At 33.3% G+C, this 13,620-nt stretch carries 10 protein-coding genes, 2 tRNA genes and 1 pseudogene; 11 read left to right on the top strand and 2 right to left on the bottom strand.

What is annotated here, in order from left to right; translation table 11 throughout:
• The 5 genes and pseudogenes from C8P70_RS10010 to C8P70_RS09990 form a co-directional block, all read left to right on the top strand.
• A pseudogene (locus C8P70_RS10010) lies at positions 1-3,964 on the top strand (hypothetical protein); the annotation flags it as partial.
• 100 nt (positions 3,965-4,064) lie between these two features.
• The gene (locus C8P70_RS10005) at positions 4,065-4,769 is read left to right on the top strand and encodes a hypothetical protein (protein WP_133713185.1); all 705 of its coding nucleotides are present in this window, start codon (positions 4,065-4,067) and stop codon (positions 4,767-4,769) included.
• A 4-nt stretch (positions 4,770-4,773) separates the two neighbouring features.
• Positions 4,774-5,523: a hypothetical protein gene (locus C8P70_RS10000; protein WP_133713184.1), complete on the top strand. Its 750-nt coding sequence runs from the start codon at positions 4,774-4,776 to the stop codon at positions 5,521-5,523.
• A 5-nt stretch (positions 5,524-5,528) separates the two neighbouring features.
• Positions 5,529-6,317, top strand: a complete 789-nt coding sequence (locus C8P70_RS09995; protein ID WP_166666212.1) for a hypothetical protein — start codon at positions 5,529-5,531, stop codon at positions 6,315-6,317.
• A gap of 166 nt (positions 6,318-6,483) precedes the next feature.
• The gene (locus C8P70_RS09990) at positions 6,484-6,810 is read left to right on the top strand and encodes a hypothetical protein (protein WP_133713182.1); all 327 of its coding nucleotides are present in this window, start codon (positions 6,484-6,486) and stop codon (positions 6,808-6,810) included.
• A 167-nt stretch (positions 6,811-6,977) separates the two neighbouring features.
• On the opposite strand, the gene C8P70_RS09985 is transcribed toward C8P70_RS09990, so the two are convergent.
• Together C8P70_RS09985 and C8P70_RS09980 are read right to left on the bottom strand one after the other, a co-directional pair.
• Positions 6,978-7,051: transfer RNA gene (locus tag C8P70_RS09985), tRNA-Arg, on the bottom strand.
• 13 nt (positions 7,052-7,064) lie between these two features.
• Positions 7,065-7,138: transfer RNA gene (locus C8P70_RS09980), tRNA-Arg, on the bottom strand.
• Positions 7,139-7,332: 194 nt separating this feature from the next.
• On the opposite strand from C8P70_RS09980, the gene C8P70_RS09975 reads away from it, so the two are divergent.
• The 6 genes from C8P70_RS09975 to C8P70_RS09950 all read left to right on the top strand — a co-directional run bounded on the left by C8P70_RS09975 (position 7,333) and on the right by C8P70_RS09950 (position 13,595).
• Complete coding sequence (locus tag C8P70_RS09975; protein WP_133713181.1) at positions 7,333-7,836, top strand: hypothetical protein; 504 nt, start codon at positions 7,333-7,335, stop codon at positions 7,834-7,836.
• 70 nt (positions 7,837-7,906) lie between these two features.
• On the top strand, positions 7,907-8,596 hold the full coding sequence (locus C8P70_RS09970; RefSeq protein ID WP_133713180.1) for an ABC transporter ATP-binding protein: 690 nt from the start codon (positions 7,907-7,909) through the stop codon (positions 8,594-8,596).
• A 112-nt stretch (positions 8,597-8,708) separates the two neighbouring features.
• Positions 8,709-9,284: a cob(I)yrinic acid a,c-diamide adenosyltransferase gene (locus C8P70_RS09965; protein WP_133713179.1), complete on the top strand. Its 576-nt coding sequence runs from the start codon at positions 8,709-8,711 to the stop codon at positions 9,282-9,284.
• Between the two features lie 129 nt (positions 9,285-9,413).
• Positions 9,414-9,635, top strand: coding sequence for a DUF2795 domain-containing protein (locus tag C8P70_RS09960; RefSeq protein WP_002986941.1), 222 nt, complete (start codon positions 9,414-9,416; stop codon positions 9,633-9,635).
• An 89-nt stretch (positions 9,636-9,724) separates the two neighbouring features.
• Positions 9,725-12,820: a preprotein translocase subunit SecA gene (secA, locus tag C8P70_RS09955; RefSeq protein ID WP_133713178.1), complete on the top strand. Its 3,096-nt coding sequence runs from the start codon at positions 9,725-9,727 to the stop codon at positions 12,818-12,820.
• 217 nt (positions 12,821-13,037) lie between these two features.
• Positions 13,038-13,595, top strand: a complete 558-nt coding sequence (locus tag C8P70_RS09950) for a Crp/Fnr family transcriptional regulator (protein ID WP_133713177.1) — start codon at positions 13,038-13,040, stop codon at positions 13,593-13,595.
• Positions 13,596-13,620 lie beyond the last annotated feature (25 nt).

Here is a 13,620-nt window from a genome sequence, read left to right as displayed (position 1 = left end):
TGTTACCAATAACTTTGAGGAAATTATCACCAATGAAGATGTTCAGGAGATTTTAAATCAGTATTTCAATAACGCTCTTCCGCTGGGTAACGTAACGTATGTAGAAGAAAACGGCAGTTTTGTTTTTAAGTATTTAGATGAGGCAGGAGAGAATCAGCTCATAGATATTTCAGCATTGGTCAAATCTTTTGAGACAGTAACCACTATTACACCAGAACAAGTAAACGGAGTAAACACCGGTACCTATGTATATAAAAACGAAGCGCTTGATGAGGTCACCATTGATGTTGTGGGTGACGTTACCAATAACTTTGAGAAAATTATCACCAATGAAGATGTTCAGGAGATTTTAAATCAGTATTTCAATAACGCTCTTCCGCTGGGTAACGTAACGTATGTAGAGGAAAACGGCAGTTTTGTTTTTAAGTATTTAGATGAGGCAGGAGAGAATCAGCTCATAGATATTTCAGCATTGGTCAAATCTTTTGAGACAGTAACCACTATTACACCGGAACAAGTAAACGGAGTAAACACCGGTACCTATGTATATAAAAACGAAGCGCTTGATGAGGTCACCATTGATGTTGTGGGTGACGTTACCAATAACTTTGAGGAAATTATCACCAATGAAGATGTTCAAAATAATATATATGAAATAATAGAAACAAAAGGGAAAGCGCTGTTATCAGATGAATCTATTAAAGTAACTAATGGGGAAAAGTCATTGCTAAATGAAGTAAGTATTGAAATAGCCAAAAAAGGAGTCGATACAGAGCACTTAAAAGACAACGCTGTACTTACCTCTAAAATAAAGGATGGTGCTGTAAGTGAGACTAAATTGTGGGCAGGGCAAGGAAAGAACAATTTTGTTGCTATAGTTCAAAATGATGGTACCGTAAAGTACCAGGAATTAGGTACTATATTACAAGGAGAGGCCTTATCTGTAGATAATTCTTTAAAGTTAGAAGGTGATGCTTCCGCTTCTCTTCTTAAGGGGGTTAAAATCCAGGTTTCTACCAACGGAATTGTAACAAAACATATTGAAAATAAAGGCGTAACGGCAGAGAAAATAGGTTCTGAAAATATGGGGAATGGCGCTGTGTTGACAGCTAATGGAATTGGTGGCGCTGTATTTACACCGTTGACAGAAGCTTTAATACATGCTGTCAATGGAGATATTGTAGGAGATACAGAACAGACTATTTTGGTTAAAGGAGGAGAGAATGTATTAATTGGAGAACAAGGTAAAGAAGTTGGTATAGAGCTTAATATTTCGGGAGTTAAAGAAAGACACATTGCTGATGGAGCTGTAACAGCTTCTAAACTTAATGCAGAAAATGCTAGTGAAGGATCGGTAGCTATAGTTGGTACGGGAGGAACTGTAAGTTATCAACCTTTAACAACTGATATGCTGACAGAAAAAGGAACTATCATACCAGGAGAAACAATCTCCGCAATACAAGGCGCAGATGGGGCAGTACTTCAAAACGTAATCTTAGAGGTGAATGATCAATCTATTACTGCCTCCAAGCTTATTGCTAAAGAAGAGGAACAAGGATACGTAGCTATAGTTGGAGAACAGGGAAGAGTTAATTATCAACCTTTAACTGCTGAGCTTCTACAGAATAAAGGTACAATAACTACTGATGATATTATTGTAGTATCTGATAATGGAATAAACAAAGTGTTAGAGGACGTGAATTTAAGTATTAAAGAAAAGAGTATTAATACTGAGCAATTGGCTGATAATGCGGTTAAAACAGCTCAAATAGCCGAATTAGCTGTAACAAATAACAAGATTACTTCTGGTAATGTAGGGAAAGGTAGGGTATTGCTAAGTGATGATCAAGGAAGAACAGTTTGGGGAGAAATGGATAAAATTTATGACTCTGTAGCTGGTAATTTATTAACAGATGATATTATTACCATCATGCCTGACCAACAAGGGGTTACTGTCACAGGAGATAAGGCTTTGTTAAAAGACATTAGATTAGGAATTAAGGAGCAAAGTATTACTAACCAACAAATAGCTGAACAAACAATTCAGATTAACAAATTAAGTAGTATAGGTTCGGATGAAGGAATGGTAATGGTAACAAACAGTGAGGGTGGGTTTACTTATGTGGATAGAGCGAGTATAGTACAAGAAGCGAAAGATTTACAGCTAGAGGATGGTCTGCGCTTTGTTAGTGGTAATGGAATATCTGCTGTTCTAGCTAATACAACAGTAGGAATACAGGATCAAGGAATTACAACAGCTAAATTACAAGATAGGGCTGTAACAGTAGATAAAATATCTTCTGAAAGAGCTGCAATGAATGCAGTACTAACTGCAGATGGTTATGGGGCTGTAAATTATCAAGAAATAAATGAAAATATTTTCTCCGGTAAGGGAGAGAACCTATTGTCTGATACTTCAATTAAAGTAACTCCTGAAAATAAGGCGCTTTTACAACAAACAAGTATAGCAGTTGCTGAACAAGGAGTGGATACAAAACACTTAAAAGACACTGCTGTTACAACAACTAAAATTAGTTCCAAAATAGGAGATGAGTTAATAGGTGAGGGAGCATTTTTAGTAACGAATGGTCAAGGAAGTACAACCTTTTCTTTTATGGATGAAATTGCCTTAAAAAGTGGAAAGGAATTAAAAGCAGATACTTCAATCTCTGTTGTTGGAGGAGATCATGCACTTTTAAAACAGGCAACTATTCAAATAGCTCCATCAGGAATTCAAGAACAACATTTAAGTGATAAATCTGTCACTCCTCAGAAAATTAATGCAGATGGTGAAACTAAAGGATTAGTGCTACTTACAGATGGTGAGGGGGGAGCAAGTTTTGAAACAGTTACAGCAGCTATAGCTGATGCGGGTAAAACTTTGTATGCTGGTGATGGTATCGAGGTTATAGGGGGAAATCAAGCACTTTTAAAGGATGTGAGTATTAGTGTAAAGGATAAAGGTATTACAAATGGAAAGATAGCAGACAAAACAATTCAAGCAATAAAAATAGATGCAGATCAAGCGGATCAAGGAACTGTTTTAACCTCTTTAGGTGATGGAGAAGCGAAGTTTCTATCTTTGAATAGTTATGGCAAACAATTAGATAGTGATAGTTCTATTACAGTTTCTACTAGGGAAGGGGTCTTACTAGCTCCAGCATCAATTAAAGTTAGTAATGCAGGTATTACAACAGAACATTTGGGAGAAAAAACAGTGACAATAAATAAACTTTCTTCTATAAAAGAAGATGGAGAAAGTGTTGTGGCTAATCAAATTTTGTTAACAGATGGACAAGGAGGATATAATTACGGAAAAGCTGATCAGGTAATATCTAAGGCTAATATAGTCCAGGGAGAAACAATTTCAGCTACTTCAGGCGCAATAGGATCAGTTTTAAAAGAAGTTGTATTAGAAGTAAATAACTTATCAATTGATACCAAGCATTTAAAAAATAATGCAATAATCACAGAAAAGATTGCTAATGATGCAGTAACCTATGCGAAGTTAAGAGCTGCTTCAGTATATGGGACAGTAGTAAAAGATAAAGGAGTAACAGCTGCAAAAATATCGTCTCAGCAAGCAATTGACGGAGAGTTATTGGTAGCAGATGGTGATGGAGGAGCTACTTTCAGACAGGTTGCTTTTGATGGAGTTGACTACAGTAAGGAAGAGCAAATTAAAGATATAAAATGGTTAGATACAGATAAAAAGGTAGCTCAAAGAGTTTTTGAAATAGAATTAACTCAACCCGAAAATAAAATAACACTAGATGGTGATTTTGCTTCAATTATACTAGATGCTAGATTGATCAATCAAACGACCAATTCTTCCACTCGTGATTTAATTAAAAAAGAGGTTGTTAATGGAAAAACTGTTTTAACACTTGGAACACCAGGTACAGTAACTGTAAAACATCCTAAAGGGAAGTATTACCTTATTTTAGAGTATGTAAAGAAATAAGTTTTAGGTAGTATATTACTTAGTAGTATCAAATAATTAACATGAGAACATAATGAAACAACTAGTTTTTACAATAATAGGATTACTCTGCTCTTGTATAATGATGGCACAGATTGGAATAGGTACAGAAAACCCATCAAGTGGTATTGAAATAGAAGGTAGTGTACGATTCCGCAATTTACAAGAGGGGGATTTACAACAGTTTAACAGAGAGGTTTTGATGGATAATCAAGGGAGGTTAGGATATTTAGAGATTGAAAGTGAGCGATCTTATTTTGTTAAGATGATTTCTGATGAAATGGAGGATAAAGTAGTTTTAAATCAAACAGATAAGAGTAAGGATTTGTTTTTAGAGATAGAACTAGAACTACTACCACGTACAATTTCAATTTTTGAAATTCACTATAATGTACCAGTTTCTTTCGAAACAGAGGGCTATTCAGCGTTTAGCGATACACCTTTAGTTAGTGAAATAGGCGTTAGATTAATGAAAAAAGAGGAGCAAGAAGGCAATTATAGTAATGTAGCAGAAGGGAATAGGTCATTATCTATACCGAGTGAATATGAGAAAACCTACCCCAATTTAGAGTTTAGGCGTTCGTTTATTGAAGGAATGAATATTCAAGAAGTACTTAATAGCGATGTTCATTCAAAAAAAATAACTTATAAATTAATGAGCTATACTAAGGATAATGATGGAATAGTTCAATATGGTTCACAAATGTCTGATGGCAGAGGAGAAGCAGGTATGCTACTAATTAAAGTTTATCACAAACCTTATTATGGAGAAACAATTAACGAGTAAGAAAATGAAACAAATTATAAGTGCAATTCTACTATTTCAAAGCATCATTTGTATGGCTCAGGTAGGAATTGGTATAGAGAATCCTGAGGCAGCAGTACATATTGGTAAAAATGTAAAATTAAAAGACGTAATTCATGTGGAGGAATCTATGATTGATTATCCAAAACATTTAATTTCAGATGCAAAAGGAAATTTAGCTGTTTTTACAGGATTACCAACTAATTTAATGTTTAAAAATGTTTTGACAGCTAAGATGAATAAAAACGTTTATATTCCAAATGACAATACACCAGATAGAAATGTTATTTACGAAGAGGAATCACTAAACTTGAATAGCAAAATTGTAGTACCTCCCAATGAAACTTATGTATTAGAAATAGCTTATAGTATCCCTGCACTGTATGGAGCAACGGGAAATCCAAAAGGAGATTTTGGTGTTTTTTTGAAAAAGAAACAAGGAGATGGAATATTTGAGAAAATAAATACTTCTGTTCGTGTTTTTTCTCCAAGTCTATCCAATGCTAATGCTGTAACTGCCATAGGCAGAGCAATTTCTTGCACCTATGTAGATACTGTAAAAAATGATACAAATGTTCCGTTAGAGATAGTATATGATGTATATGGTTTTACAGATCATATCAATCTACGTAATTATACTATTACATTTGGTTCATATGATGATAGGGTTGACCATCAGAATTATAACTGGGGAAGAGGAGTTTTTTTTATTACAATTAATGAATTAATAGAATAAAAGTGATGAAAAGAGTTAATATGTTGTTTTTTATTTTGTTCAGCATAAAAATGATTGGACAGGTTGGGATTGGGGTCGAAGACCCAGTAACAAATTTAGATATAAACCCTAAGGAAATTCAAGTTGCAAATCCTGAAAATAGTTATATTCGTTTAGAAGGATTAGAGCGAACACCTGAGTATTTGCGTAAAATAGTATTGAATCAAGATGGGGATATCGCTACAATGGATTATAGTTCGGATAGTTTTAATTTGAAAACTATTAAATATGTTAAGAGTAAAAGAACAGTTCATACAGATAAAAGTGCTAATGTAATGGATCCTTCTAAAGAGCAAATTACTTTAGAAATGGATTTAGAAGTTATTTTATCTCCCAATACAGATAATATCCTTTTTTTGGAGTATGACGTGCCTATTTATATATATAATAATAAAGAAAATAATCTTATAGTTGTTGGTTATATTGGGGTCACCTTAACTAAAGTAAAGGAAGATAATACGTTAGTAGAATTAGATCAAGGATCAAGAAAAATAACAAATTATGAAAGTAAAACGAGCTTGGCAGGAGATGATTTTTTGGGAGTATCAATAACAGGTAAAGCAATAGATCAAATAAGTAATGCAGAAACTGTGAATAAGGTAGTGAAATATAAATTGTTTGGGTATGTTGAAAAAGGACGTTATGATAATATTGATAAAGAGGTTTATTTTGGTAATGCTAATGGTGAAATAGAATCATTAGGAATAGGTGTTTTTAATGGGGTTATTTATGAGAAAGTAATTTCAAAACCTTGAAGAATTTAAGTTCTTCATCAAACCTGAACATAATAAGAATTATTTGTTGAATTTAGAGGTGTTCTAAAAAAGAGAAGTTTACAAGAAAGGGAAGCCTGCAATAAATTTTGCACAAATTATTTAAATAGTATTACTTTTAGCGAAAAATAGTTAGGGAGATTGGATAATGAATAATTATGTTTTATTTGTTTTTATAGCACTGATAGCTTTTTTTATAGTTCGAAAATTTATAGAAGTAAAAAATTTTAAAAATAAAGATGAATATCTAAAATATAAAGAAGAACAAGAGCTTTTGGAAAAAGATTTAGAGGAAGGATTAGAGAAGTTTATTGATAAAAATAGTTATAAATTTATAGTAGCAGGTCTAATTGCTACTATACTTTTCTTAGTTTTTGGTTTATTTACAGATAATATCTTGTATTTGTATATTTTACTCTTTTTAATTACAGCGGTATTATTTGTTTTTTGTTTCCCACCAAAAGATAAATTTTAAAGTGAAAAATGTAGATTTTAGATGTTTTGGAGATTAATTGTAAAAAGAATTTAAGGATAAATAAGAGTAAAGTGAGTAGAGCTTGAATTTTTGTTTTAGTAGTACGTGTCGCAAAATTTACATTAATATAATAAAAAACTCATCTATTTAAGATGAGTTTTTTATAGTGACGATGACAGGATTCAAACCTGTAACCTTCTGAGCCGTAATCAGATGCGCTATTCAGTTGCGCCACATCGCCAAAAAGTATTTTGTGACCACGGCAGGATTCAAACCTGCAACCTTCTGAGCCGTAATCAGATGCGCTATTCAGTTGCGCCACGTGGCCTATTTGTTTGCGAGTGCAAATATAAGATGATAATCCGTAATTACAAACCTAAACTAGCATTTTTTAATTGTATTATCATTATATTGAATTTATTTACTTAACTATTAGTACCTTAAAAAAGGTAAATAAAAATTGTTTTTTGCAACTATTTTTAAACGAACTACCTTTGTGATGCAATAGCCAAAATAAAATCAATGTGTTTAACATATTTAAAGTTTCTCTATCAGTCAACTAATCAACACGGTGTTCATTCTCCTTTTGTTTTTTCTTTGCTAACTAAGGGGATATATAGTAAAGATAAAAAGTGGAAACAATGCAGTAAAAAGGAAAGTTTTATTCCACGTATAATAGATTATTTTAAACCTCAAAGCGTATGGTTATGTAGAGAAACAGAACAAAAGTTGCCTCCATTTATAAAAGTAGAAAAAAATGATTCAGAAGTTCTGAGCAAAGTTGATTTAATATGGATTGGCACCCCTTGTGATAACCGGATGTATCAACTTCATAATTTAATTGATGCTATGCATAACGATAGTATACTGCTTGTGGATAAAAGTGAACAAACTAAGGAATTAAAAAAAATATGGCAGAATATAGTGAAAGATGACGGTTTTGTAGTAACCATTGATTTTTATTATTACGGTTTAGCTTTTATTAGACGGGAACAGGTGAAACAGCATTTTATACTGAGGATGTAAAAAAAATGAAGGAAAAACGTAACATATTCTTACTTTTCATTACTTATAGATGGAGTTTAATTACAGTGGTATGACAGATATTATTATAAATATAAAAGAAATAAAGAGAGATTTTAAACTTGGAAGTGAAATAGTCAAAGTCTTAAAAGGAGTCAATCTGCAAATCAAAAAAGGAGATTATGTCGCTTTAATGGGACCGTCAGGTTCCGGAAAATCTACTTTAATGAATATTTTAGGATGTTTGGATACTCCAACTTCGGGGTCTTATATTTTAAATAAAAATGATGTCAGCCGGCTAAATGATGATCAATTGGCAGAAATCCGCAATAGAGATATTGGTTTTGTTTTTCAGACATTTAACCTTTTGCCGCGTACTACAGCTTTGGATAACGTTGCACTTCCTATGATTTACGCAGGAAAGTCTAAAATAGAGCGCCAAAACCGAGCTTCTGAAGTATTAGACCAAGTTGGATTAGCCGATCGAAAAGATCACCACCCTAATCAGCTTTCCGGAGGACAAAGACAAAGGGTAGCAATTGCCCGTGCATTAGTCAATCAACCTTCTATTATACTGGCAGATGAACCAACAGGAAATCTAGACACTAAAACCTCTGTCGAGATCATGGCTCTCTTTAACCATATACACGCAGAGGGTAATACTGTTATTCTTGTTACGCACGAAGAAGATATTGCTGCTCATGCACATAGGATTATACGTCTAAGAGACGGTATAATTGAAAGTGATGAACGCATTAAATAGTTTTGTATTTAAGTTTTTTACATTTCGGTTTTTATTGTATTTTGCTAGAGAAAATAAATACGAATCAAAATTTACTTTAAAAATTTTGAAAAAACCCTCTAAAAGTAACAAAATGAAAGTTTATACTAAAACAGGAGACAAGGGAACCACAGCACTTTTTGGTGGCACTCGAGTGCCAAAACATCATATAAGGATTGAGAGTTATGGAACTGTAGACGAATTAAATTCTTACATTGGACTCATCCGAGATCAAGATATCAACCCGCTGTATAAAAAGACTTTGATTGAAATTCAAGACAGACTCTTTACTGTTGGAGCTATTTTGGCGACTGATCCTGAAAAAGCAATTTTAAAAAACGGAAAAGAGCGTTTAAATATTCCAAAAATTTCTGAATCGGATATTGAGTTTTTAGAAAATGAAATAGATACGATGGAAAGTAAACTGCCACCAATGACTCATTTTGTACTGCCAGGCGGACATACAACAGTGTCTTTTTGTCATGTTGCCAGGTGTGTGTGCCGAAGAGCAGAACGGTTGTCAGTACAATTAAATGAAACTGAGCCTGTGAATGAAGGAGTTTTAAAATATTTAAACAGACTGTCTGACTATTTATTTGTATTGGCACGAAAGTTGACTTTTGATTTGAATGCTGAAGAAGTAAAGTGGATTCCTAAAAAAGAAGAGTAAAAGGACAAAATTGCAGCTTCATTTTTTATCAGGCAATAACGTTCTTGAATTCTATTGAAATAAAAACAAAAAAGCTTGGTAATTTCATAAATAAAATTATTTTTGCATAAAAATTAAAACTGAATAAAGATGTATTGGACATTAGAATTGGCATCATATTTAAGCGATGCTCCTTGGCCTGCAACAAAAGATGAGCTTATTGACTATGCAATCAGAACAGGAGCTCCACTTGAAGTAGTAGAAAACCTTCAATCCATCGAAGATGAAGGAGAAATCTACGAGTCAATGGAAGAAATATGGCCAGATTATCCTACAGACGAAGATTATCTTTGGAATGAGGATGAATATTAACGATAGATGAAAAAAAGCCTCCGAAACAAGGCTTTTTTTTGTTTGGCATTAGAATTATAAACGCAAATTAAAAGTAAAAACCTAAATTTATGAGCTTCATAAACACCATATTAAAAGCTTTTGTAGGAGATAAATCAGAAAGAGATATCAAAATCATAAAGCCGATAATAGAAAAAATAAAAACTTACGAAAGCACTTTGACTGGTTTGTCGAATGACGAATTAAGAGCAAAGACAATTTATTTTAAAGATAAAATTAAACAGTCAAGAGCGGATCAAGATGCTAAAATAGCATCCTACAGAGAGGAAATTGAAAAAACTCAGGATATTGATAAAAAAGAAGCTATTTATGCCGATATTGATAATTTAGAAAAATTAGCTTACGACAATACAGAAAAGATGCTGATGGATATTTTGCCAGAGGCTTTTGCTGTAGTGAAAGAAACAGCTCGTCGTTTTAAAGAAAGTGATTATGTTGAAGTGACGGCTACTGAAAAAGATGTTGATTTCGCGCAAAATAAACCTTATATCACTATAGAAGGAGATAAAGCTATTTGGGCAAACAAATGGTCAGCAGCAGGTAAAGAGGTAACTTGGGATATGATTCATTACGATGTACAGTTAATAGGTGGAATTGTACTTCATCAAGGAAAAATTGCAGAAATGCAGACAGGAGAAGGAAAAACTTTAGTTGCAACCGCTCCCTTATATCTTAATGCATTAACAGGAAACGGAGTTCACCTTGTAACGGTAAACGATTATTTAGCAAGAAGGGATAGTCAGTGGAAAGCTCCTTTGTTTGAGTTTCACGGATTATCTGTAGACTGTATTGATAATCATCAACCAAACTCTCCGGGAAGACGTGCGGCTTATGCTGCGGATATTACTTATGGAACTAACAATGAATTTGGTTTTGATTACCTGAGAGACAATATGGCTCATACACCGGAAGAACTGGTGCAGAGAGTACACAATTTTGCGATTGTGGATGAGGTAGACTCCGTTTTGATTGATGATGCGAGAACACCGCTTATTATTTCAGGTCCGGTTCCCCAAGGAGATCGTCACGAATTTAATGAGCTCAAGCCTAAAGTTACTAATCTGGTAGAGTTGCAAAGAAAACTGGCAAATGGATTTTTAGCAGAAGCAAAAAAACTAATCAAAGAAGGAAATACAAAAGAAGGCGGTTTTTTATTACTAAGAGCTTATAGAAGTTTGCCTAAAAATAAGGCTTTAATTAAGTTTTTAAGTGAAGAAGGAATAAAGCAATTGCTTCAAAAAACAGAAAACCATTATATGCAGGATAATAATAGAGAAATGCATAAAGTGGATGAAGCATTATATTTTGTGATTGAAGAAAAAAATAATCAAGTTCAATTAACAGATAACGGAATTAAGTATTTGTCTCAGGATACAGATGAAAACTTTTTTGTATTGCCGGATATCGGAACAGAAATATCTCGTATAGAATCTAAAAAATTATCCAAAGAGCAAGAAGCAGAAGAAAAAGAACATTTGTTTCAGGATTTTGGAGTTAAAAGTGAAAGAATACACACTTTAAATCAATTGCTAAAAGCCTATGCACTATTTGAAAAAGATACAGAATATGTAGTGATTGACAATAAAATACTTATTGTTGATGAGCAAACGGGACGTATTATGGATGGTCGCCGTTATTCAGATGGATTGCATCAAGCCATAGAAGCAAAAGAAAACGTAAAAATTGAAGCTGCTACCCAAACTTTCGCTACTGTTACGCTTCAAAATTATTTTCGTATGTATAAAAAACTTGCGGGGATGACAGGTACGGCTGTTACCGAAGCAGGAGAATTTTGGGAAATTTATAAATTAGATGTTGTTGAAATTCCAACTAACAGACCTATCGCGCGTAAGGACTTAGAAGATAAAATTTATCGTTCTGTTCGCGAAAAATACAAAGCGGTTATTGAAGATGTAGTTAAATTATCAGAAGAAGGAAGACCGGTTTTAATTGGTACTACCTCTGTGGAAATTTCTGAACTATTAAGCCGTTCTTTAAAAATGAGAGGGATTAAACACAATGTGTTGAATGCCAAATTACATAAAAAAGAAGCTGAAATTGTAGAAGAAGCTGGGAAATCAGGAATCGTAACTATTGCAACGAATATGGCAGGTCGTGGTACGGATATTAAACTGTCGCAAGAAGTAAAAGATTTAGGCGGATTGGCTATTATTGGTACAGAACGTCATGATTCTCGTCGGGTTGACCGTCAGTTAAGAGGTCGTGCAGGTCGTCAGGGAGATCCGGGAAGCTCTCAATTCTATGTGTCATTAGAGGATAACCTAATGCGCTTATTCGGTTCTGAGCGCGTGGCAAAAGTCATGGACAGAATGGGATTAAAAGAAGGAGAGGTGATTCAGCATTCAATGATGACAAAATCAATTGAAAGGGCACAGAAAAAAGTAGAGGAAAACAACTTTGGTATTCGTAAGCGTTTGCTGGAGTATGATGACGTTATGAATGCTCAAAGAGAAGTAATCTATAAACGAAGAAAGCACGCTTTGTTTGGAGATCGTTTAAAAGTTGATTTAGCAAATATGATGTATGATTTGTGTGAGCGAATCATCGAAAACAATAAATTGGCAAATGACTATAAAAATCTGGAGTTTGATATGATTCGTAATTTTGGAACGAATGATATTGTTTCAGAAGATGACTTTAACAGAGGGGACATTGTATCGCTTGCTAATAAATTATACGAAAAAGCATTTACTGCTTATCAAGAAAAGTGCACGAGAAGTGCTGCGGAGGCATTTAAAGTGATTAAAAATGTTTACGAAAACAATTCAGGGCAATTTGAACGCATTGTGGTACCATTTACTGACGGAGTTAAAACAATCAATGTTGTTACAAATTTAGAAAAGTCTTATCAAACAGAGGGAGCTTCTTTGATTGATGATTTTGAGAAAAATGTGACTTTAGGAATTTTGGATGAAGCGTGGAAAAAACACCTTCGTAAAATGGATGAGTTAAAACAATCTGTTCAGTTAGCCGTTCATGAACAAAAAGATCCCTTGTTGATTTATAAATTTGAAGCATTTGAATTGTTTAAGAAAACGATTGGAGAAATAGATGCAGAGGTAATAACTTTCTTAACCAGAGCAGATCTTCCGGTACAGCAACAAGCAGAAGAAGCTGTAAAATAAAACAGATCCTAATCTGAATAAAAATCCCAAGCAAGTAAAAGTTTGGGTTTTTTTATCTTAAAAAGCATTTTGTATTGCTGGTGTAATCTGAAGTTGTTTATAAGTATTTCATATTGATTATTTTGTGCGTTTGCTTAGGATTGTTTTAGATTGGAAAAAACATTTGTATATTTGAGAGTAGTATGTAAGCATGATTTAAAAATCTAAAATAAATCAAGTGATAACAGAAATAGATAAAAATATATTTTCAAAAAAATACCCTATAAATGACTATGCAGAAATTTGGAGTAAACTTTCCTTATTAAAATTCGCTAAGAAGACAATTCTTCCAAACGATATTCTTTGTTTCCTTCAAAAAGGAACTATCCGGAAATATATGATAGACTCTGAAAAGGAACTAAGTGGAGATATTTCTGTAGATTTTTATTTTGAAGGAGATATTTTTACTGTGAAATCAGTCAAAGAAATTGAAGATCAATTTTTCTATGAGCCAATAAACAATGGATTTTTATGGTATGTTGGTATGGATGAAGTGAAGAAGCTTTTTTTAGAATCTAAACTTTGTGCCACAACACAAAAGGTATATTTAGAAGAACAGCTTCGCAACAAAACCATCAGAGAAATACAACTTTTAAAGTCATCTCCAAAAGAAATATATTTATATCTTTTAAAAAATAAGCCGCATTTTATCGAAAAGGTACCTCTTAAATTTTTAGCCTCATATATTGGAATTACGCCACAGGCATTAAGCAGAATACGGAAGCAAATTTATTAACCAAAGTTCATTGTATGCCTTCTCT

Origin of the sequence: Myroides indicus (assembly GCF_004364575.1) — a bacterium.
GTDB classification, from domain to species: domain Bacteria; phylum Bacteroidota; class Bacteroidia; order Flavobacteriales; family Flavobacteriaceae; genus Flavobacterium; species Flavobacterium indicum_A.
Note: the sequence above shows the minus strand (reverse complement) of the source record. Positions and strands in the feature narration are given on the sequence as shown.